Raw genomic sequence first — 22,150 nt, forward strand, 5'->3', positions numbered from 1 at the left:
AATGTGCCGTTAGTCGTGGCGAGGAAAGCCATATAGGTTAATTCTTCCCAGTCCTATTTTTTTCTCTCATAGTTATTAGTGGTCTTCGTTGATAGAGAAAATAAGCCACAATAGAGAAAGCAAAGAGTAAGTAAATGATGGCATTGAGGTTATAGCTTTTCGTTGACCAGTAATAATGGATTGATGCACACCCTAATGCAAGATAATTAAACTGGTGAAGGATAAACGTTTTTTGTTTTAAGTATTGACGAAGTGCAGGTAGCATCACAGTAGTACTAACGCAGAATAATAAAAGCGCAGTGACGCCAACCCATAAATAAGGATGAGTGAGGATCTCGCTGAGGAATAATTCCATATTGAAACCTAATTCTAGGTATAAATAGGCAAGAATATGCAAAAATGCCCACCCAATAGCCCATAAACCGATTATTTTATGTATGGGAGAAAGTGATTTTCTCCCTAATAATTGAATGATAAGACGGAAAAGAAATAATGCTAGAAATAAACTTAATGAAATCCAGCCAAGAAAATGAATAAGCTCTTTAGTAGGATCTGCGCCAAAAGATTCACCATTATTGATACCTAACTCATAAACCAACCATAGTAGGGGAGAAGAGGCACAAAGGTGAGCGATAAGATGGATTTGCTTCATTAGTAATTCACCTTTAAATCTAACCCATTATAAAGTGAAGCGACTTCATCATAGCCATTAAACAGTAAAGTAGGTTGGCGCTTATTATCAAATAATCCACCACGACCGATAATGCGTTCACTCGCTTGTGACCAACGGGGATGAGGGACATTTGGATTAACATTCGCATAAAAACCATATTCTTGAGGAGCAAGCTTGTTCCAAGTTGTTAGCGGACGCGTGGCACTGAGACGAATTTTTACAATGGATTTTATACTCTTAAAGCCGTATTTCCACGGCACAACAAGGCGAATTGGCGCACCACTTTGGGGAGAAAGCGTTTTTCCATATAATCCAACGGAAAGTAAAGTTAGAGGGTGCATCGCTTCTGCGATGGTTAATCCTTCAATATAAGGATATTCAATTCCTCCCCCGAAAAAATAATTTTTTTGTCCCGGCATTTGTTCAGGATCATATAGGGTTTCAAATATAACATACTTGGCATTACTGGTGGGATTGACATCATTAAGTAAGGCTTTTAATTCAAAGCCTATCCAAGGAATCACCATTGCCCAGGCTTCAACACAACGAAATCGATAAATGCGTTCTTGTAGTGGATAACGATGATAAAGATCATCCAAATCTAAAGTTAATGGAGTTTGTACCTCACCCGTAATTTCAACTTTCCAAGGATCCGTTTTAAAATTTTTCGCGTATTGCGCAGGGGAGCCTTTATCAACACCAAATTCATAGAAGTTGTTATAACCGATGACTTTATTTTCTGGCGTCAATGGTAATGTATTCGGTGTATCTTTAATCGCATTAAGAGGCTTTCGTCTATCTATTACAGGGTTAGCAATACTTGTATTTGGGAGTATCATATTCCCACTTACTGCACCAACGCCAATCAAGAATTTTCTGCGGTTTAAAAATACATCTTCTGGCGTTACATCGTTTTCAGTTAATATCTGCTTTTTCATGCTATTATCCTCCTAAGCTGAAAGGGAGCCTGTTTGATGTTTAAGATAAGGCAACACACCGCAGACAATATAAATAATAAAGTGAGGGAGGCGCCGTCATTTTATTCTAAAATTAAATGACAAGATTTATATATTGTTTGATTGTTAGACAAGTTGTTTATTGAATAGTTGCGGGTGAACTGATCCGATGACTGAGTTAAGAGATAGCCACAACTATGTGGCTAAGAAGGACTGGAATGCTTTTTTACGCGTTATCACTTAAATGGATAGCTGTTTAAGGTAAAGCGCTTTATCATTCGCATTGACAAAGCGAAGTAACGCCCGCCATTTCTAAATTAATCCAATTATAGATAACGTTTTAACAAAAATGCTTAATCAACTTACTCAATAATTCATTCGTTGGTTTAATAAATTCTGCACATAGGTATTCATCTGGCTGGTGGGCTTGTTCGATTGAACCCGGTCCAAGCACCAAGGTTGGGCAGAGTTGTTGAATAAAAGGGGCTTCGGTGCAGTAGTTCACCGCTTCGCATTTTTCGCCAAGTAATTTTTCCACCACTTGGACAATTTGGGCGCTGTGTTCGCATTCATAACCCGGGGTGGGTTCATGCAAGGCGCGGAGTGAAATCAGATCGCCCCATTTTTCAAACATTGGGCGAAGTTTTTCTTGTAACATTTCATTGAGATCTTCTAGACGCATTTGTGGTAAGGGGCGGATGTCGAAATGCAATTCGCAGCATGCACAAATACGATTTACTGCATCCCCCCCGTGGATTGCACCAAAATTCATTGTCGGATAAGGAATGGCAAAGGCGGAATGATGATATTTTTCCTTTAACTCGTTACGTATCTCCATTAAATAGCCTGTTGCTTCGTGCATTAATTCAATGGCGTTAATGCCCTTATCTGGATCGCTCGAATGCCCTGTTTTACCTGTAATTCTTACTGCTTGCCCAATATGTCCTTTGTGCGCGCGAACGGGTTTTAATGATGTTGGTTCGCCAATAATCGCACAATCTGGGCGGATATGGCTGTGTTGGCTGAACGTTCTTGCCCCAAGTAGGGTAGTTTCTTCATCGGCGGTGGCGAGAATGCGTAATGGTTTGTTTAGTTTAGAGAGATCAATATGGCGTAAGGTTTCTAATACGAACGCGAAGAACCCTTTCATATCTGCTGTGCCTAAGCCGTAAAATTTACCGTCTTTTTCGGTGAGTTTGAAAGGATCAAAATGCCAGCGTCCTTCATCGAAAGGTACGGTATCTGTATGTCCTGCAAGGAGCAGTCCCCCTTCTCCTTCGCCATAAGTGGCTAGTAAATTGAATTTTTCTCGGCTGCCCTGCACGGGGATAATGTTCGTTTTAAAACCTAACTCATTAAGCCAAGTGGCAAGAAGTTCAATTAACGTTTTATTTGATTGGTCAAATTCTGCTTCTACGCTACTGATGGTAGGCAAGGCAATAAGCTGAGAATACATTTCAAGAAAAGTAGGCAATTTTTTCATTAAGTTTATCCTGTATTAAATTAAAGATTGATTTTTGATTAATTATGCATAACAATAGCATAATTAATCAAGGGTTATCTTTTTCTATGAGGCAAATTTTCTATGTGTTCTATGCAAAAAGCCATCATTATTGGTGCAAGTGGCTACACTGGGGCTGAACTGGCTCGTATTTTAACGTTGCACCCCGCATTTCAACTTAATGGATTATATGTTTCTGCGCAAAGCCAAGATGCACATAAAGCCATTTCCGATATTTATCCACAGCTTAAGCATATTGTGGATTTACCGTTACAACCTTTGGGGGAAAATTTAACCGCACTTGCCCAAGAAAATGATCTGGTATTTTTAGCCACCGCACACGAAGTGAGCCACGATCTTGCGCCAATTTTCTTGCAAAATCAATGTAAAGTCTTTGATTTATCCGGCGCATTTCGCGTAAACAACGCAGAATTTTATCCACAATATTATGGCTTTGAACATCGCCATCCTGAATTATTAGAAAAAGCGGTTTATGGGTTAGCGGAATGGAATGATCGCGCCATTGCACAAACCGATTTAGTGGCGGTGGCAGGTTGTTATCCAACGGTTTCACAACTGAGCTTAAAACCGTTGATTGAAAATAATTTATTAGATCTCAATCAATTGCCAATTATCAATGCGGTGAGTGGGGTAAGCGGAGCGGGGCGTAAAGCTTCACTGACGAACAGTTTTTGTGAGGTGAGCTTAAATGCTTATGGCGTATTTAACCATCGGCATCAGCCTGAAATTGCCACGCATTTAGGCACAAATGTCATTTTTACGCCACATCTCGGCAATTTTAAACGCGGTATTTTGGCGACAATCACCGCAAAATTAAACGCAAATGTAACAGACGCTCAAATTCACGACGCTTATCAGCAATATTATGCGAATCGACCACTGGTGCGTGTTTATAAACAAGGATTACCAAGTATTAAGTCCGTAGAATTTACGCCTTATTGTGATATTGGATTTGCCACTCAAAACGGTTATATCATCATTGTTGGCGCAGAAGATAACTTACTCAAAGGTGCAGCAGCACAAGCGGTACAATGTGCTAATATTCGTTATGGTTTAACAGAAACCTTAGGCTTGATTTAGTGGAAAAAAGAATGAAACCTTTAGTGATTAAATTAGGTGGTGTGCTGTTAGATACGCCACAAGCAATGGAAAATTTATTCACCGCATTAGCAAATTATCAGCAAAATTTTGCTCGTCCTCTGCTTATTGTACACGGTGGTGGTTGTATCGTTGATGAATTAATGCAACGTCTTGGGTTGCCAGTCAAGAAGAAAAATGGGTTAAGGGTTACCCCTTCTGATCAAATTGAAATTATTGTAGGCGCACTGGCGGGGATTGCAAATAAAACATTGTTGGCGCAAGCGACGAAATTTAATCTTAATCCTGTTGGGCTTTGTTTAGCGGATGGGCAATTAACAAGCGCGAAACAAATTGATGTTGAATTAGGACACGTTGCGAACGTATTTCCCAATAATCCGCAACTATTACATACATTATTAAGCGAGGCATTTTTGCCTATTATTAGTTCTATTGCGGTAGATGCGCAAGGGCGTTTAATGAACGTGAATGCGGATCAAGCAGCAACGGCGATTGCGGCATTAATGGGGGGCGATCTGGTGATGCTTTCTGATGTGGATGGGGTTTTAGATGCCAATAAACAACGCCTACCACAGCTTAATAGCGAGCAAATTCAACAGCTTATTCAGCAAGGTGTGATTACAGACGGAATGATCGTTAAGGTCAATGCCGCATTGGAGGCAGCAAAAATACTTAACACGGGAGTGGATATTGCCAACTGGAAATATCCAGAAAAATTGACCGCACTTTTTGCAGGTGAGATAATCGGCACCAGAATTTTACCTTAAGCGTAAAGCAATTTGGTATGGGCGAACATTTACGTTCGCCTCTACATTTTTAATGATAAAAATCAAAAAGATAAGGATAAACTATGGCACTTTGGGGTGGACGTTTTACACAAGCCGCGGATAAACGTTTTAAAGATTTTAATGATTCATTACGTTTTGACTATCGCCTTGCCGAACAAGATATTGAAGGTTCAATTGGTTGGTCAAAAGCCTTGGTCAGTGTTGGCGTATTAAGCCAGCAAGAGCAACAACAATTAGAACAAGCATTAAATGCGCTTTTAATTGAAGTGCGGTCAAATTTACAGGGTATTTTGCAAGATGATGCGGAAGATATCCACAGTTGGGTAGAAAGTAAGCTGATCAATAAAGTTGGGAATTTAGGTAAAAAATTACACACTGGGCGTAGCCGTAATGATCAAGTGGCATTAGATATAAAAATGTGGTGTAAGCAACGTGTTACGGAGCTGCAATATTCTATTCGTGCCTTGCAAACTAAATTAGTGGATACCGCAGAAAACAATCAACACGCAGTAATGCCGGGTTATACCCATTTACAACGCGCTCAACCGATTACCTTTGCACATTGGTGTATGGCTTATGTGGAAATGTTAGAACGTGATTATTCTCGCTTATCTGATGCTTACCAACGAATGAATACTTGCCCACTTGGTAGTGGCGCATTGGCGGGAACAGCCTATGCCATAGATCGTGAAAAATTAGCACAGGATCTTGGCTTTGCAAGTGCCACTCGTAACAGCCTAGACAGTGTGTCTGATCGTGATCATATTATCGAATTGCTTTCGACTGCTTCGTTAAGCATGGCGCATCTTTCTCGTTTTGCCGAAGATATGATTATCTTCAATAGCGGTGAAGCAGATTTTGTTGAACTTTCTGATCGCGTTACTTCAGGTTCCTCATTAATGCCACAAAAGAAAAACCCCGATGCCTGTGAATTAATCCGTGGAAAAGCAGGGCGCGTGATGGGCGCTTTAACAGGAATGTTAATGACCCTAAAAGGCTTACCGCTTGCCTATAACAAAGATATGCAAGAAGACAAAGAAGGCATTTTTGATGCGTTAGATACTTGGCAAGATTGCTTAGATATGGCGACCTTTGTATTAGATGACATTAAAGTCAATGTTGAACGTACACGTGAGGCGGCATTGAAAGGGTATTCTAATGCCACGGAATTAGCGGATTATCTGGTTGCTAAAGGCGTACCATTCCGTGATTCTCACCATATTGTTGGAGAAACTGTGGTTTATGCAATTAGTGTTCACAAAGGTTTAGAAGATCTGAGCTTAGCAGAGTTCCGTCAATTCAGCGATGTGATCAGTGATGATGTGTATGACATCCTCTCGTTACAATCTTGCCTTGATAAACGTTGTGCTAAAGGCGGGGTATCCCCATTGCGTGTTGCCGAAGCCATTGCAGAGGCAAAAGCGCGGTTGAAATAATCGGGATTTTTAGTAAAAGGGCAAAGCAAACATTGCCCTTTATTTTTGGCGATAATTTAAGAAATGGGTTTTCTTCTGCTTAAATAAAATTCCGCCAGTGCCAAATCTTCAGGGCGAGTGATTTTGAGATTATCACTTCTGCCTGCTACAAGATGAGGCTGAAAGCCCATCAATTCCATCGCAGAGGCTTCATCAGTAATAGAGAGATGATTGGCTAAGGCTTGTTGCAAGCCGTGTTTGAGTGTTTGAGCAGGAAAAAATTGGGGCGTTTGCGCAAGCCAAAGTTGTGAGCGATCTTCCGTTTGTTGAATTTGTAAGGTTGAATTTGTGCGTTTGATCGTATCCACGGCAGGAATCGCTAAAATTGCCCCATTGTTATCATTGATTTGTAATAATTTATCCAGATCTTGATGAGTAAGACAAGGACGTGCCGCATCGTGTACCATAACCCAAGTGTTTGCTTTGCTTTCAATGTGCTGCAAGCCATTTAGTACCGACTCTGCGCGTGTTTTTCCTCCCTCAACAAGCTGAATCTTTGAATGATTGAGTAAATCAATTTCCGCTAAATACGGATCACTTGGGGTTACCGCAACAATAATGTGGTTAATTGCAGGGTAGTGAATTAATACATCAAGCGTATGTTCGAGAATCGTTTTTCCCTGAATGGTTAAATATTGCTTTGGTTTATCTGCCTGCATACGGCTGCCGATCCCTGCAGCAGGGACAACAGCGATAATTTCACGTGGTAATGATTTCATCATTTATGCTCTTTTACTATACGATAAAAGGTTTCGTTATGTTTTACCATCTCGTGTTGTAATCTGGCACGCTCTTCAATGGCATCCACGCCTTCTTTGAGATCTTTAATTTCAGCCGCAATCGCTTGATTACGTTGGGATAGTTTTTCATTTTCTTGTTGGCGCAAGGCAATTTCTTTTTCTGTATTTTTATAATCTACATAGCCGTTTTTTCCAAACCAAAAATCATATTGAAAAAGTAAGGCAAACCCCGCCAAAATAAAAATTAATAAACGCATAATTTTTCTCGTTCAGTAAAAATTGCCATAGTTTACCTTGAAATGCGTAAAATTTGTAGAAATGGATAGGATTAAGTGCGGTGTAATTTTTTCACATTTTATGAAAAAAGCCCCGCAAGCGGGGCCTTGTCTTACATTTATCGGTCTGTGTTATTCAACAACCAGTTTTTTTCCATCATAACTCATTGTTTGAACTGAGGTGAGGGCTTTTCCTCCTTGACCTTCACCACCGATTAATAGCACTTTGTTGTCATAGCTTACACTCACGCCATAACCAATTGGTTCTGGCAAGTTACCAATGATTTTCCAAGTCCCTTTTTTGGCATTGAGTGCATAAACATCACTATGCCACGTTTTTTTCAACCCACCAGTGCGGTGTGCATCGTTGATACCATTTTGATAATTTGCACGTGCGCCCGGGAAGTTTGCCCCACCTGTTACAATATAGTTACCGTAACTGTAGCCCCCCATTGCGCCCGCAATCCCTTCTTGTTGTTTTTGCCCTTTCGGTGTTGGTAAATCACCCAATTTTTTCCAAGTCACTCCATTTTTACCGATCGTACCAAGCTCCGTGGTTTGGGTTCGCAATCCTGCTTTTACTTCTCCGTTTACAACAAGAAGTTTGTTATCCTTAATTGCCACCGCAGCTCCTGCTCGTCCTGAGTAGGGGAAAATGCCTTCATTACGCCACGTGTTAGTAGCTGGCTCATAGCTGACAATTTCTGGTGAGAAGAAGAAATCTTGTACGCGTAAATTGAAATAAGGATCAAAAATGGCTTTTTCTTTGTCTTTATCGCCACCTGCGGCAGCAATATCTTGGAAAAGCCCATTCCAAATTTCTTGGTTAATGCCGCCGACAAAATAAATTTTACCGTTAGTTTCAGCAACACTTGCCCCTACTGCAGAGCGTGGGGAACGGGTTTGCAATTTTGTCCACGAGTTTGTTTCTGGATCATAGCGATAAGCATCATTAATCACTTGATTTTTTGCTACATCCGTATCTTGAAAACCGCCAAATACATAGAGCTTGCCCTCTACGCCCGCAGAAACGGGTTGATTACGTTTTCCACCGGGGAAAGCAGGTAATTCTTGCCATTTAGCATTTTTCTCTTTTAGGTTAAGAGAATAAAATTTATCTCCCCCTGTTCCTAAACCAACATAAACGGTATCGCCAATTAATGCCCCTGTTCCACTTTTAATCCCGACTGGCAAATCAGGATATTGGCTTGCTTGTGTAGCAAAAGCTGTCATTGCAATTGCTGCAAATAATGCACTGTGTAATGCTGTTTTTTTCATATTGACCTCTTGTCGTTAAGGTTATTGCTTAAAGTGAGCAAGCAAACCGCTTATTTAGCTAACTCAGAGATTTCTTTTACAGCTTGTTTTCCAACTTCACCATTCTTTTTCAAATATTCATCATAGTACGGTTGTAATGCCGCTTTGAAGGGGGCAAGATCGGGTTGTGTGACCGTTACGCCTTTTTCTTTAAAGAAAGCAATTAAGTCATTTTCACCGTCCACAAATAATTTAGTGTGATAATCGGCTGCTTTAAGTGCGGCTTCTTTTACTACCGCTTTTAAATCATCAGGTAATTCATCAAGGGTTTCATTACTGATAACGTAAAGTTGATCGTTTAAAATGTGGTTAGTTAATGCTAAGTATTTTTGTACTTCATAGAATTTTTGCGCTTGAATGGTTGGTAATGGGTTTTCTTGCCCATCTACCGCATTAGTTTGTAGTGCAAGATACACCTCAGAGAACGCCATTGGTGTTGGCGTTGCACCGACATATTTAGCGAAAGCAAGGTTTGTTGCGGCATTTGGCACGCGCAGTTTTAAGCCTTTCATATCTGCAATGCTATTAATTGGGCGGTTTGACGTGGTTTGACGCGTACCGTTATAACCGATAGAAAGTACACTTACGCCTAATTCTTTATTAATTTTAGCGAATAAGTTTTTACCAAAGTTGGTTTCTAACACCGCTTTTTTCGCCACATCAAAGTTTTTCAACATATAAGGCAGTGCGAATACCTCTGCTTCTGGGTAGAAAATTTGGAAACGTGCAGATTCTGCGAGCGTGAAGTCTAATGCACCATCTTTAAGTTGCTTAAGCATTACACGGTCATCACCAAGTTGAGCGCTTGGGAAAATTGCTACTTCAATTTTACCTTGAGATTTGTCTTTTACTTCTTTCGCAAAGAACTCAACCGCTTTGTATTCATTGGAGCTTGTACCAGCAACCATACCAAATTTTAGGTTATAGTCTGCGGCAAACACCGAAGTAGATAGACCTAAACATAATGTAGCAAGAGCAAGTTTATTTAATTTCATTGCAATTCTCCTTTCATTGATTTGCAGAGTAGAACATTTCAATCTAAATGGTTAGGGCGTATTCTCTTTGGGGATACGACGAGACCAAATAACGGAGGGAACGACCTAATGGCTATATAATAAATGAAGTAATATTTCATTACTGAGAGCTATATCACAAAATTGAAAAAAGATTAAAAAACTTTTTAACCGCTTTTATCTTGAATTCACTTAAGTTTAAATGTGTTGGAATATGTTAGGGTATGAAATGATACTCCATTTTTTTGTAAAAAGTTTCTCTAGAAATTAATGTGCGGTAGTTTTTTAAGACATTTTTCGTGATAAAAAAGCGGGTGAATTTTCACCCGCACTTTGTTTTTTCCTTTCTGTTATGGCATTAACAGATTTGGAATAAAGGTGATAATTTGTGGGAAGATGGTGATAAGCACCAAGGTGGTAAACACGGGGATTAAGAACGGTAATACCCCTTTGGTTACCGTACTCACTGGCATATTACCCACACGAGCGACCACGAATAATGCCATTCCCATTGGCGGCGTTAAAATCCCCACCATCATATTTAATGTGGTCATTACCCCAAAGAACACGAGATCAATACCAAAATGTACGGCAATTGGAATGAGCATTGGTAGCACTAAGAATTGCAGTGCGAGGGCATCAATAAACATTCCCAAGAATAATAGTAGCAAGTTGATCATAATTAGCACCATTGTTGGTGTGTCTGCCACTGCCATAAAGAGATCGGCAATACGCATTGCCACTTGTTCACGGGCGATCATATCGCCAAAGAAAGTTACCGTCATTACCATTAAGGCAGTCACCCCTGTGATTGCCATTGCTTCAACGCAACTTTTGAACACCATTTTTAATGTGAGTTCACGGTAAACAAACATTCCAATAATAATGGAGTAGGCAGCGGCGATCACCGCAGCTTCTGTTGGTGTGAATAAGCCAGAGAAAATACCGCCAATAATGAGAATGGGGGTTAAGATCGCCCAAATCGCTTTTTTGAATGCTTCACAACGTTGTTGCAATGAGGCTTTTGGCGTTCTCGGATAATGGCGTTTTTTCGCAATGGCATAGTTCATCGCCATTAATGCAATGGTTAGTAACACACCGGGTACGAAGCCTGCTACAAAGAGTTTAGCAATAGATTCATTGGCGATGACGCCATAAATAATCATCGCAATACTTGGCGGCACGAGAGGCCCAATAATACAAGATGCTGCGGTGATCCCACCACAAATATCATCGTCATAACCTGCATCACGCATCGCTTTAATTTCAAGCTGACCCAATCCCCCAGCATCGGCAAGTGCTGAACCTGACATTCCAGAGAAAATTAAACTTGCGCCGATATTTACGTGTCCCATACCGCCAGAATAATGCCCTAGCAAGGCTTTCGCAAAGTTAAAAATTCGCTCGGTAATTCCCCCTGTATTCATCAAGATTCCCGTTAGGATAAAGAAGGGGACAGAAAGCAGTGGGAAGCTGTTTAGGCTATCGACTAATTTTGAGGAGGCAGAATTAACGACATTCCAGCGCGTCATTGCAAAATATAAAATGGTAACAATAAACAACGACCAACCCACAGGTGTACCAAGAAACATAATGACAAGCCACACAATCAAGCAGACATACACGGCATTGCTACCTAGCTTGATATAGTTACTAATGCGTAAGGCTTTAAACCATTCTGGGTGGGTCATTAAAATGATAAACAGGAGCAAAGCAAGAATAATATACAAAGTGGCAGGCAAATAGCTAAGTTGATTTTTGTAATTCTCGCTTTGCGCTTGCAGAAAGCGGATAAACACTAACATTGAAATGAATGGCAAGGGCGCATAAAGCCATTTTTCCGAAATCTGCAAGGAAACAATTTCAAAACTGGCATCTAAAAAGACTTTAAAACCTAAATAGATAAATAAGAAAATACAAGCAAAAATAATTAGTTGAACAAATGAGTTTATTGCTTTTCGTGCTTTCTCTGGCATTAAATTGGTGAGAAAGTCGATATAAACGTGCTGTTGCGCACGCGTTGCCATACTAATGCCAAACATAGCAACATAAACAAAGAGTAAACGCGCCAGTTCCTCACTCCAAATAAATGGAGAGTCAAACACTTGGCGGGCGATGATTTGGGCAAGAAGAATGATAAAAATGGTGAGGAATAAAACACCCCCCACCCATTCTTCTAATTTATTGAAATATTTCATAGGAACTCCAAAGATGTCCAACTAAACATTGTGATATTTGTCTATAATGAAATGTGAAACGGATTTGCTTTGTAATGCTTTCGTTCTCAAGTTTTAATGAAGTAATATTTCAAGATAATCCTGATTTTTGTTTAAGATGAGAACAACATCATTTTTAGCAAAAACGGTATTTCCCTTTTAAAATACAAGGCTAATGGCGTTTTTTCAAATTGTTTTATGAAATTTTACTCCAGTTTGAGATCTAGATCTCACTTTTGAACTATTTTTCTTGTATTTTATTTTCAGAGGTCTATCCTAGCACCCAGCGAAAATTAACTTCCTTTCTTAAAAATATCTTGGAGTTTCTATGTCAAAATTATCACATCAAGATGTGCTAGATCAGATTCGCTATGGGCTTATTGCCTCTTGTCAACCCGTTGATGATGGCCCTATGGATAAGCCTGAAATTGTGGCAGCAATGGCACAAGCTTCTGTACAAGGCGGTGCAGCGGGATTGCGAATTGAAGGAATCGAAAATCTAAAAGCAACTCGTCCCGTAGTGGATAAGCCCATTATTGGGATTGTAAAACGCGATTTGCCTGATAGCCCTGTGCGAATCACCCCATTTTTGCAAGATATTGAAGATCTGGCTCTGGCGGGGGCTGACATTATTGCGGTGGATGGCACATTGCGTTCTCGTCCAGTAGCACTTGAAAGTGCGGTGAAAAAAATTAAAGAATTAGGCTGCTTGGCGATGGCGGATTGCTCGAACTTGGAAGAAGGATTATATTGCCAGCAATTAGGCTTTGATATTGTGGGCAGTACAATGTCGGGCTATACCGGTGGTGAAGTTCCTGATGAGCCAGATTATCAACTGGTGAAAGATCTTAAGGCGGCAGGCTGCTATGTGATGGCAGAAGGGCGCTATAACAGCCCAGAATTGGCGAAAAAAGCCATTGAAATAGGGGCGGATGTGGTAACCGTAGGATCGGCGCTCACGCGTTTAGAACATATTGTGAGTTGGTTTGCCAGTGCGGTGAAATCAGCAAAATCCTAACCAGAACAAGGATGGTATATGCGTTGTTTGGCATTAGACATTGGTGGCACAAAAATTGCAGCCGCATTGGTGGAAAATGGCGTCATTTCCCAGCGCCAGCAAATTAGCACTCCGCAAGATCAGTCTGCACAAGGAATGACGCAGGCGTTAAAAACATTAATTACCCAGTATGCTGGGCAGTTTGATGCAGTGGCAGTGGCATCCACAGGGATTATTAATCGTGGTGTACTGACCGCACTTAACCCGAAAAATTTAGGGGGATTAGCGAATTTTCCATTGAAAGATTGCATTGCGCGTTATACTGACAAGCCGATCGGATTACTGAACGATGTACAAGCGGCGGTGTGTGCCGAATACCAATTACAAGATCAGGCTCAAAATAAAAGTGCGGTGCAAAATTTCTTATTTATTACCGTCTCCACGGGTGTCGGCGGTGGAATTATTCTAAATGGCGAATTAACCACTGGGGTGAATGGCATTGCAGGGCATATTGGGCATAGCCTTGCTGATCCTAATGGGCCAATGTGCGGTTGTGGGCGTCAAGGCTGCGTGGAGGCTATTGCTTCTGGACGAGCCATTGAAGCAGTTGCCTCTCAATGGACGGAACCTTGTTCCCCCAAAGAAGTATTTGAACGCTTTAGAAAAAATGATGAAAAAGCCACCGCACTTGTGCAACGCTCCGCACGAGCGATTGCCAATTTAATTGCCGATATGGTGATTAGCCTAGACATTCAAAAAGTGGTGTTGGGGGGGAGTGTAGGCTTGGCGGAAGGCTATTTACCCTTAGTTCAACAATATTTACAGGCAATGCCCGCTTTTTATCAATGCCCTGTCGAACCCGCGAGATCGGGGGCTGATGCTGGTTTATTAGGGGCGGCTTATTGGCTTACTCAACAATATAAAGAATAAAATGAGGAGAATACAATGATTTTAGGTGATTTAACCCGTGATGACTTTGCCAGAGGTTTACCAATGGTGCTGGCAGAAATTTGTCATCAATTAAGACGGATGGATCTGGCAAAATTAACGATTGGACGCCACGATCTTACGGATCAAATTTATATGAATGTGATGGAATTTGACACCACACCAAGCGACAGTAAACAAGCAGAACTTCATCATAAATACATCGATATTCAACTGCTAATCAGCGGTAATGAAGTGATTGAATATGGCGTCAATGAGCCTGATCTGAGTACTTATAATGAGTATAACGAGGCAGATGATTATCAACTAACGCCTGATATTCCAAATAAAAGTGCGGTGCATTTATTGTCAAAAATGTTTGCCGTATTTTTCCCTTATGAACCTCATAAACCGGGGTGTATTGCAGGGGAGAATGGGCAATTTATTAAAAAATTAGTGGTAAAAGTACCAGTGGCGTTAGTGAGTTAAACAAACACAGGGAGAAGTTTTATGGTTGCAACAAGTGGGAATATTCTGGATACCATTGGGGCGTTGTATAACAGCCTGACAAAAACGGAGAAGAAAATTGCGACTACGATCTTATCTTCTCCACATTTGTTAAGCCAATTTTCATTAGCAGAAATTTCACAACAGTTTGATGTGGGCGAGGCGACCTTTATTCGTTTTTGTCGAACTCTCGGCTTCAAAGGGTTTACAGACTTCAAATTACAGCTTTCTATTGAATTGGCAACTAAAGAAAAACAGCCAAATTCGTTGTTAGAAAGCGATATTAGCAAAAATGATGATACGCAAAGCATCGCAGAAAAATTACATAATTCTATAAATAATGTGATTAAAGAAACCATTAATTTACTTGATGTAAAGCAGCTAGAACAAGTGGTGTTGGCAATGCGACAAGCAAAACGCGTGTTTCTATTTGGTGTTGGCTCTTCAGGGCTTACTGCGGAAGATACGAAACATAAGTTAATGCGTATTGGTTTACAGGTTGATGCAATTAGTAATAATCATTTTATGTATATGCAAGCGGCTTTAATGAATAAAGAGGATGTGGTCATTGGCATTAGCCATTCAGGCTATTCCAAAGAAACCACACAATCATTGAGTATTGCGAAAAAAAATGGAGCAACCACTGTCGCATTAACCCACAATTTACGCTCACCAATTACGCAAGTTGCCGATTATGTCCTCATTAACGGGCATAGACAGGGGCAGCTACAAGGAGATTCTATCGGAACAAAAATTGCACAACTCTTTGTGTTAGATTTAATTTATGCCTTGATCGTGCAAGCCGAAGAAGAAAATGCAACAGAAATGAAGCAAAAAACCGTGAATGTGATTTTAGAACAGCGGATCAAATAAATCAGTTTAGGAGAAACCAATGAAAAATTTAAAAGGCATTTTTAGCGCATTGCTTGTGTCTTATAACGAAGACGGCTCAATCAATGAAAAAGGGTTGCGTGAAATTATTCGCCATAACATTGATAAAATGAAAGTCGATGGCTTGTATGTGGGCGGTAGCACAGGGGAAAACTTTATGATTTCCACTGCTGAGAAAAAGGAAATTTTCCGCATTGCCAAAGATGAGGCAAAAGACCAAGTGGCATTGATTGCTCAAGTAGGCAGCGTGAATTTACACGAAGCCGTAGAATTAGGTAAATATGCCACCGAACTTGGTTATGACTGTTTATCTGCGGTAACCCCGTTCTATTACAAATTTAGTTTTGCGGAAATCAAACATTATTACGATACCATTATTGAGGAAACGGGCAATAATATGATCGTTTATTCCATTCCATTCTTGACGGGTGTAAACATTGGCGTGGAACAATTTGGGGAACTTTATAAAAATCCAAAAGTATTAGGGGTGAAATTCACCGCAGGTGATTTCTATCTCTTAGAACGCTTGAAAAAAGCCTATCCCGATCATCTTATCTGGGCAGGCTTTGATGAAATGATGTTACCTGCCGCTGCTCTTGGCGTGGATGGTGCAATTGGTAGTACATTTAATGTAAACGGTATCCGAGCAAGACAAATTTTTGAATTAACTCAAGCTGGCAAACTTGCCGAAGCGCGTGAAATTCAACAGGTTACCAATGATCTGATTGAAGGTATTTTAGCAAATGGCTTATACCTCACCATTAAAGAATTACTTAAATTGGAAGGCGTGGATGCAGGTTATTGTCGCGAACCAATGACAGCCAAAGCCACTGAACAACAAATTGCTGTGGCAAAAGCATTGAAAGCGAAGTTTTTATCATAATTTTCTATTCAAGAAAAAAGAGCGGAAAATCTCCGCTCTTTTTAGTCAGCAATGATTTTGGCTAGCATTTCTCGCCTTTTTCTTTGTGTTTAGCGTATTACCCAAAATAAAGTGCGGTGTAAATTTTACGCATTTTTATAGCAGTAGCGTCGCGCCCCACTTAATAATATCAAAGAAGAATTTATTATCATTAGTGGCAACGCCGTTGCTTGCTTTGCTATCTTCTTCTTTGTTGACTTCTGCCATACCGCTTTTATATTGCCCTTTCACAACCGCTAAATCATCGTGTGCTTTAAGACGTAACACATTGCATTCAGCTTGAGTTAAAGGTTCAAACTCAGTTTGTTTGAATTTTTTGAACTGATATTGCGCATAACCCATTGCTTTTTCATCATCTTGAATGATTTTAAGATAATCTTCACCGATGATATTTTCTAACGGATAGAAGAACACATATTGCGCGTGGATATAAGCATCTTCTTTACTAAAATGGGTTTGTTGAATGCGAGTTAAATTCGGGTAAATACATTGTTCTGCTTGGCGACTTGCGGCAACCCAGCGTTGTGCATCTTTATCCGATAATACATAATCTGCCCCAGCAAATTGGGCTGGAATAGGCGTTGTGGCGGTATGCCAAGTGCAAGCCGTCATCAAGCTGATAAAAAGGGTGAAGACTGATTTTTTCATTGTTAGCCTGCTAAACGTTGTCGCGCAATTTCAAATAAACAAACGCCCGTCGCAACGGAAACATTCAAGGAAGAAACCGATCCCGCCATTGGAATACTCACCAATTGATCGCAGGTTTCACGGGTTAAGCGACGCATTCCGTCCCCCTCTGCGCCCATCACCAAAGCCAGTGACCCCGTCAGTTTTGTTTGATACAAGGTTTCTGTTGCCTCACCTGCCGTGCCAATCACCCACATATTATAATTTTGTTGTAATTCTCTTAGTGTACGAGCGAGATTGGTCACCCGAATAAGGGGAACAACTTCCGCAGCACCGCAAGCCACTTTGCGTGCCGTAGCATTAAGCTGGGCAGATTTATCTTTTGGTACGATCACGGCACATACACCAGCCGCATCAGCTGTTCGCAAGCAAGCGCCGAGATTATGCGGATCGGTAACCCCATCTAAAACCAAGACAAGCGGTGTTGGTTGATCACGTAAAATGCGATCGAGATCATTTTCATTTAATTCTTTTGTAGGTTGTACACGGGCGATGATCCCTTGATGTACTTCACCATTCGCTTTTTTATCAAGGGTTTCACGGTTAAGAAATTGAACAGAAATACCAAGCTCATAAAGCGCATTGAGAACGGGCTGTAAGCGTTTATCTTCACGCCCTTTTAGCACATAAACTTCAATAATTCGTTCAGGAGCATTTGCCAAAAAAGCATTAACTGCGTGGATTCCATAAATATTTTCAGACATTGTTATCCTTTACATTGATAGATAAAATAAGGCGGAATTATACGCTTGTTTGTCTTCCTTCCGCCAGTTTTTCGCAAACTCATTTTTACTGAGTGCGGGGCGATTTACGTTTATTTTTCTTGGCAGAAATGGCTGATTTTTTCACCGCACTTTGATTTTTCGATTTTTCGATTTTTTCGCCGATTTCTCTTTTTGCTTTTTCGCACTTTCTGCATAACGAAAGCCTTTTTTCGCTTTATCTTTGGCTGTTTTTCCTTCTCGTCGAGGTTTACGTTCAGTGCTAATGAGTGAGAAATCCACTTGTCGTTGCTCAAGGCTAACCGCCTCTACACGAATAGTAACCTTATCGCCTAGGCGGTAAATTCGCCCACTGTTTTCGCCGATTAATTGCTGGCGATTTACATCAAATTGGTAATAATCATTATCTAAGGTTGAAATATGCACAAGCCCATCAATGAATAATTCATCTAAACGCACAAATAAGCCAAAGCCGGTTACCACAGAAATCACGCCACTAAATGCTTCGCCAACGTGATCTTGCATATATTCACATTTGAGCCAATCTGCTACTTCTCTGGTTGCATCATCGGCACGGCGTTCAGTCATTGAACAATGTTCACCTAGGTTATCCATTTCATCAAGTGCATAATGATAACCACCAGAATCCGTGGTTTTACGTTTTGAACCTTGTAATTTAGCCAGTAAATATTTGATTCCACGATGTAAGGTTAAATCCGGATAGCGGCGAATTGGCGAGGTGAAATGCGCATATTGCGTCAAGGCTAAGCCAAAATGCCCAATATTATCAGGGGAATAAATGGCTTGGCTCAAGGATCGTAGTAACATAGTTTGGATAAGTTCGTGGTCGGGGCGTTCTTTCACTTGCACGAGCAATTTGGCATAATCTTCTGTTGTCGGTTTTGCTCCACCACCCAAACTTAATCCTTGTTCGACTAAATAAGCACGGAAAGCGCTCAGCTTTTCTTCACTCGGACCAGCATGAATACGATATAATGCGGGTTCATTATGCGTTTCCATAAAATTTGCCGCGGCGATATTAGCTAAAATCATACATTCTTCGATGATTTTATGGGCATCATTACGTACTACGGGTTCAATGCGCTCAATGCGTCCCATTTCATTGAAAATAAATTTACTTTCTATCGTGTCAAAATCAATTGCACCGCGTTGCTGACGGGCTTTTACTAAGGCTTGATACAAATGGTGTAATTCTTGCAAATGAGGAACAAGAGGTTCATAACGCTGTTGTAATTCTTCATCACCGTCTAAAATACGCGCAACTTTAGTGTAGGTTAAACGGGCGTGAGAATTCATCACCGCTTCGTAAAAACGATAATCGGTCATTTTTCCTTTGGCAGAAATAGACAGTTCACACACCATACATAGACGATCAACTTGTGGATTGAGCGAACATAAGCCATTAGATAGGACTTCTGGCAACATTGGCACAACACGATTTGGGAAATACACGGAATTGCCTCGATTATAGGCTTCATTATCTAATGCAGTACGCAGGCGAACATAGTAACTCACATCCGCAATTGCAACCCAAAGTTTCCAACCGCCTTTTGCGTTACGTTGGCAATACACGGCATCATCAAAATCTCGTGCATCTTCCCCATCAATCGTAACCAAAGGAAGTTGGCGTAAATCAACCCGTCCTTTTTTGGCGGCTTCTGGCACTTCTTCAGTGAATTTTTTGACTTGTTTTTGCACCGCACTTGGGAAAACGTGGGGAATATCGTGATTGCGAATAGCAATTTCGGTTTCCATTCCTTTTGCCATATTTTCGCCTAGTACTTCAATAATCATCCCCACTGGACGGGTGAACATTGCAGTGCGTGGTTTGAGTTCAACCACGACAACTTGCCCCATTCGCGCACCGTGGCGATATTCATTAGGGATTAAAATATCATAATTGATACGGCTATCATCGGGGACAACATAGCCAATGCCTTCTTCTAAAAAGAAGCGTCCGACAATATGTTTTTTACGCCCTTCCAATAAACGCACAATACGCACTTCTTGACGTCCTTTACGCTCAAAACCGCTTGGCTGGGCAAGAACATAATCGCCGTGCATTACCTGTTTCATCTGTCCATTTGGAATGAATAAATCTTGCTTTACACCTTCCACTTGTAAAAAGCCATAACCTTCTTTATGCCCAATCACCATTCCTTTGATTAAGTCTAATTTTTCTGGCAAGGCATAGCGCTTACGCTTAGTAAAAATAAGTTGCCCCTCGTTTTCCATTGCTCGTAAACGGCGACGCATTGCCTCTTGGCGTTCTTCATCGCGAATAGCTAAAACGGAAAATAATTCCTCTTTTGACATTGGCGCATTATGTTCACGAATGATGTTGAGAATAAATTCACGACTTGGTACAGGATTACTGTATTTTTTTAATTCTTGTTGATAATTCGGATCGGAAAGTGCGGTGGTTTTTTTTGTTATTTTTTTAGCCATAATGATTTCCTTATGTGGCATAGATTGCTGTAAGTTTGACATTGCAGGAAAGGGAAAGCAAGGAAAGAATTGGAGATATTTTAGGCAAAGCGATTTTTATTATTTGTATCTATAAGCGAATAACGCGATAACTGACTTTTAAAAACAAAACCCAGCATTAGCTGGGTTTTTTATCTTATAAAAAGCGGCGATTATTCAGCAACTACGATAAGACGTAAGTTTGCGAATACTTCACCGTGAAGTTGGAAGCGTACTTCGTGTTCACCTGTAGTACGGATTAATCCGTTTGGTAAACGAACTTCACTTTTCGCAACTTCAACACCACGAGCTGTGATAGCATCAGCAATATCACGAGTACCGATAGAACCGAATAAACGGCCTTCATCACCCGCTTTACTTGCGATAGTTACAGACTCAAGGGCTTCAAGACGCTCTGCGCGATCCATTGCTGCCACAAGTGCTTTTGCTGCTTTTTCTTCTAATTCTGCACGACGTGCTTCAAAATATTCAACGTTAGCTTTGGTTGCCATAACCGCTTTCCCTTGTGGGATTAAGAAGTTACGAGCATAACCAGATTTAACATTAACTTGATCACCAACATTACCAAGGTGAACAACTTTATCTAAAAGAATTACTTGCATTACCGTATTCTCCTTAATTACTGATTATCAGTGTACGGAAGTAACGCTAAGAAACGCGCGCGTTTAATTGCACGAGCTAATTGACGTTGATACTTCGCACGAGTACCGGTAATACGGCTTGGAACAATTTTGCCGCTCTCTGAAATATAGTTCTTTAACGTTGCGATATCTTTGTAATCGATTTCTTGAACGTTTTCCGCTGTAAAGCGGCAGAACTTACGACGACGGAAATAACGTGCCATTTGGCTAGTCTCCTAATCTATAAATTCGATTTGCTCGGCGTGTAATACTAATTGACTTAAACCATTTGCTGATTTATGTGAAGTAATAAACCCCACTATCAATAAGTTACTGCCGACCGTAATGCTTTGAGTTTTTGCAATTAACTGATGACCACTAACTTGAACGGCGATTTTGCACCAAGCTTGGCGAGGTAATCCTGCCTCTTGCTGTTCGGAACGGTGTTCCAAATAAAAACGACAATGTTCAATTCCGTTAGGGCTTTTGCTTCGCTTAGGAAAGTCGCTGACTTGCCCTATTAATGAGAAGCGATTATCAATTTTTGAATTACTCTTCAGCATCCTCAAAATCGTTGTTTTCAACTTCAGCTAAAGGTTTACGCTCTTCGCGTGCTTTAACCATTGGGGACGCTTCTGTTACGGCGTGCTTAGTACGAATAATTGCGTTACGAAGAACTGCATCATTGTAACGGAATGTTGTTTCTAGCTCGTCGATGACTTCTTGAGGCGCTTCTACATTCATTAGCACATAATGTGCTTTGTGTAATTTGTTAATTGGGTAAGCTAATTGACGGCGACCCCAATCTTCTAAACGATGGATTTGACCGCCCGCTTCTTTAATAGAATTGGTATAGCGCTCAATCATCGCTGGTACTTGTTCGCTTTGGTCCGGATGAACCATAAACACGATTTCGTAGTGACGCATTACTGCTCCTTACGGGTTAATCAGCCTCCGACTGTAAGACCAGCTACCAATCTTGCGGAAGCAAGGAACGAAAATGATGATGTAGCTGTAAGGCGTGCAATTATACAGGATTAATGAAAAAGCACAAGGGAAAATGAGGTTATTTTATGAGGAAATATTAGGCGCAAACGGTAAATTTTTTAATGTGGATGAAAATGGTGAATTATCCCAAACAAATTTAGAAAAAAACAACCGCACTTTTTAAAAGCGTAACAGAGATTAACCGTAAAGCTTCAAGATAACTTATACAGTGAACGCTATCGTGAACCGAGATGGGTAAATCAAAGTGCGGTGTAATTTTTTTAATGTTTAATGGCTAGAACGTAAATA

At 40.6% G+C, this 22,150-nt stretch carries 23 protein-coding genes; 8 read left to right on the plus strand and 15 right to left on the minus strand.

Features of this window, described 5'->3' with window-relative positions:
• Positions 1–37: 37 nt before the first annotated feature.
• From L4F93_RS06775 to argE, 3 genes are all read right to left on the minus strand, one after another.
• The gene (locus L4F93_RS06775; protein ID WP_250349594.1) at positions 38–652 is read right to left on the minus strand and encodes a sulfite oxidase heme-binding subunit YedZ; all 615 of its coding nucleotides are present in this window, start codon (positions 650–652) and stop codon (positions 38–40) included.
• Entirely contained in the window at positions 652–1,611 is a 960-nt protein-coding gene (gene msrP / locus L4F93_RS06780; RefSeq protein WP_250349595.1) for a protein-methionine-sulfoxide reductase catalytic subunit MsrP, read from the minus strand. Before msrP ends, L4F93_RS06775 begins: the two co-directional genes overlap by 1 nt.
• Before the next feature lie 358 nt (positions 1,612–1,969).
• Positions 1,970–3,112, minus strand: coding sequence for an acetylornithine deacetylase (gene argE, locus L4F93_RS06785; protein WP_250349596.1), 1,143 nt, complete (start codon positions 3,110–3,112; stop codon positions 1,970–1,972).
• Positions 3,113–3,223: 111 nt separating this feature from the next.
• Between argE and argC the strand changes: the two genes are divergently transcribed.
• The 3 genes from argC (at position 3,224) to argH (ending at position 6,473) form a co-directional block, all read left to right on the plus strand.
• The gene (argC, locus tag L4F93_RS06790) at positions 3,224–4,231 is read left to right on the plus strand and encodes an N-acetyl-gamma-glutamyl-phosphate reductase (RefSeq protein ID WP_250351649.1); all 1,008 of its coding nucleotides are present in this window, start codon (positions 3,224–3,226) and stop codon (positions 4,229–4,231) included.
• A gap of 11 nt (positions 4,232–4,242) precedes the next feature.
• Positions 4,243–5,016: an acetylglutamate kinase gene (gene argB / locus L4F93_RS06795; protein WP_250349597.1), complete on the plus strand. Its 774-nt coding sequence runs from the start codon at positions 4,243–4,245 to the stop codon at positions 5,014–5,016.
• Positions 5,017–5,099: 83 nt separating this feature from the next.
• Positions 5,100–6,473 carry an argininosuccinate lyase gene (argH, locus tag L4F93_RS06800; protein WP_250349598.1) on the plus strand — a complete coding sequence of 458 codons (1,374 nt, stop codon included), beginning with the start codon at positions 5,100–5,102 and terminating at the stop codon, positions 6,471–6,473.
• Positions 6,474–6,529: 56 nt separating this feature from the next.
• Here argH and ispD read toward each other — a convergent pair whose 3' ends face one another.
• From ispD to L4F93_RS06825, 5 genes are all read right to left on the minus strand, one after another.
• Positions 6,530–7,231, minus strand: a complete 702-nt coding sequence (ispD, locus tag L4F93_RS06805; protein WP_442778833.1) for a 2-C-methyl-D-erythritol 4-phosphate cytidylyltransferase — start codon at positions 7,229–7,231, stop codon at positions 6,530–6,532.
• Positions 7,231–7,509: a cell division protein FtsB gene (ftsB, locus tag L4F93_RS06810; protein ID WP_250349600.1), complete on the minus strand. Its 279-nt coding sequence runs from the start codon at positions 7,507–7,509 to the stop codon at positions 7,231–7,233. Before ftsB ends, ispD begins: the two co-directional genes overlap by 1 nt.
• A gap of 150 nt (positions 7,510–7,659) precedes the next feature.
• Positions 7,660–8,805 carry an N-acetylneuraminate epimerase gene (locus L4F93_RS06815; RefSeq protein ID WP_250349601.1) on the minus strand — a complete coding sequence of 382 codons (1,146 nt, stop codon included), beginning with the start codon at positions 8,803–8,805 and terminating at the stop codon, positions 7,660–7,662.
• A 50-nt stretch (positions 8,806–8,855) separates the two neighbouring features.
• The gene (locus L4F93_RS06820; protein WP_250349602.1) at positions 8,856–9,839 is read right to left on the minus strand and encodes a sialic acid TRAP transporter substrate-binding protein SiaP; all 984 of its coding nucleotides are present in this window, start codon (positions 9,837–9,839) and stop codon (positions 8,856–8,858) included.
• A gap of 368 nt (positions 9,840–10,207) precedes the next feature.
• Positions 10,208–12,055, minus strand: coding sequence for a TRAP transporter large permease subunit (locus L4F93_RS06825; RefSeq protein WP_250349603.1), 1,848 nt, complete (start codon positions 12,053–12,055; stop codon positions 10,208–10,210).
• A gap of 346 nt (positions 12,056–12,401) precedes the next feature.
• Here L4F93_RS06825 and L4F93_RS06830 point away from each other — a divergent pair, with 346 nt between their 5' ends.
• Genes L4F93_RS06830 through nanA form a run of 5 tightly spaced genes read left to right on the plus strand, consistent with a single transcriptional unit; the run spans position 12,402 to position 16,278 of the window.
• Positions 12,402–13,091, plus strand: coding sequence for an N-acetylmannosamine-6-phosphate 2-epimerase (locus L4F93_RS06830; RefSeq protein ID WP_250349604.1), 690 nt, complete (start codon positions 12,402–12,404; stop codon positions 13,089–13,091).
• 18 nt (positions 13,092–13,109) lie between these two features.
• Positions 13,110–14,000 (plus strand): N-acetylmannosamine kinase, encoded by an 891-nt coding sequence (locus tag L4F93_RS06835; protein ID WP_250349605.1) that lies wholly within the window; start codon positions 13,110–13,112, stop codon positions 13,998–14,000.
• A 15-nt stretch (positions 14,001–14,015) separates the two neighbouring features.
• Positions 14,016–14,486 carry an N-acetylneuraminate anomerase gene (gene nanQ / locus L4F93_RS06840; RefSeq protein WP_250349606.1) on the plus strand — a complete coding sequence of 157 codons (471 nt, stop codon included), beginning with the start codon at positions 14,016–14,018 and terminating at the stop codon, positions 14,484–14,486.
• A 21-nt stretch (positions 14,487–14,507) separates the two neighbouring features.
• A complete protein-coding gene (locus L4F93_RS06845) occupies positions 14,508–15,377 on the plus strand; it encodes a MurR/RpiR family transcriptional regulator (RefSeq protein WP_250349607.1) in 870 nt (289 codons plus the stop codon).
• Positions 15,378–15,396: 19 nt separating this feature from the next.
• A complete protein-coding gene (gene nanA, locus L4F93_RS06850; protein ID WP_250349608.1) occupies positions 15,397–16,278 on the plus strand; it encodes an N-acetylneuraminate lyase in 882 nt (293 codons plus the stop codon).
• A 135-nt stretch (positions 16,279–16,413) separates the two neighbouring features.
• Here the strand turns inward: nanA and L4F93_RS06855 are convergent, their stop codons facing one another.
• From L4F93_RS06855 to rpsF, 7 genes are all read right to left on the minus strand, one after another.
• Positions 16,414–16,929 carry a DUF5358 domain-containing protein gene (locus L4F93_RS06855; RefSeq protein ID WP_250351650.1) on the minus strand — a complete coding sequence of 172 codons (516 nt, stop codon included), beginning with the start codon at positions 16,927–16,929 and terminating at the stop codon, positions 16,414–16,416.
• Positions 16,930–16,967: 38 nt separating this feature from the next.
• Positions 16,968–17,708, minus strand: coding sequence for a 23S rRNA (guanosine(2251)-2'-O)-methyltransferase RlmB (gene rlmB / locus L4F93_RS06860; protein WP_250349609.1), 741 nt, complete (start codon positions 17,706–17,708; stop codon positions 16,968–16,970).
• Positions 17,709–17,849: 141 nt separating this feature from the next.
• On the minus strand, positions 17,850–20,195 hold the full coding sequence (rnr, locus tag L4F93_RS06865) for a ribonuclease R (protein WP_250349610.1): 2,346 nt from the start codon (positions 20,193–20,195) through the stop codon (positions 17,850–17,852).
• Positions 20,196–20,386: 191 nt separating this feature from the next.
• Entirely contained in the window at positions 20,387–20,836 is a 450-nt protein-coding gene (rplI, locus tag L4F93_RS06870) for a 50S ribosomal protein L9 (protein ID WP_126371816.1), read from the minus strand.
• A 17-nt stretch (positions 20,837–20,853) separates the two neighbouring features.
• Entirely contained in the window at positions 20,854–21,078 is a 225-nt protein-coding gene (gene rpsR / locus L4F93_RS06875) for a 30S ribosomal protein S18 (protein ID WP_035687245.1), read from the minus strand.
• 12 nt (positions 21,079–21,090) lie between these two features.
• Positions 21,091–21,417, minus strand: coding sequence for a primosomal replication protein N (gene priB, locus L4F93_RS06880; protein ID WP_250349611.1), 327 nt, complete (start codon positions 21,415–21,417; stop codon positions 21,091–21,093).
• Complete coding sequence (gene rpsF, locus L4F93_RS06885) at positions 21,404–21,781, minus strand: 30S ribosomal protein S6 (RefSeq protein WP_103854031.1); 378 nt, start codon at positions 21,779–21,781, stop codon at positions 21,404–21,406. The genes priB and rpsF overlap by 14 nt, the downstream gene beginning before the upstream one ends.
• Between the last annotated feature and the right edge of the window lie 369 nt (positions 21,782–22,150).

The sequence above is a fragment of the Avibacterium sp. 20-132 genome (assembly GCF_023611925.1).
Taxonomy (GTDB): domain Bacteria; phylum Pseudomonadota; class Gammaproteobacteria; order Enterobacterales; family Pasteurellaceae; genus Avibacterium.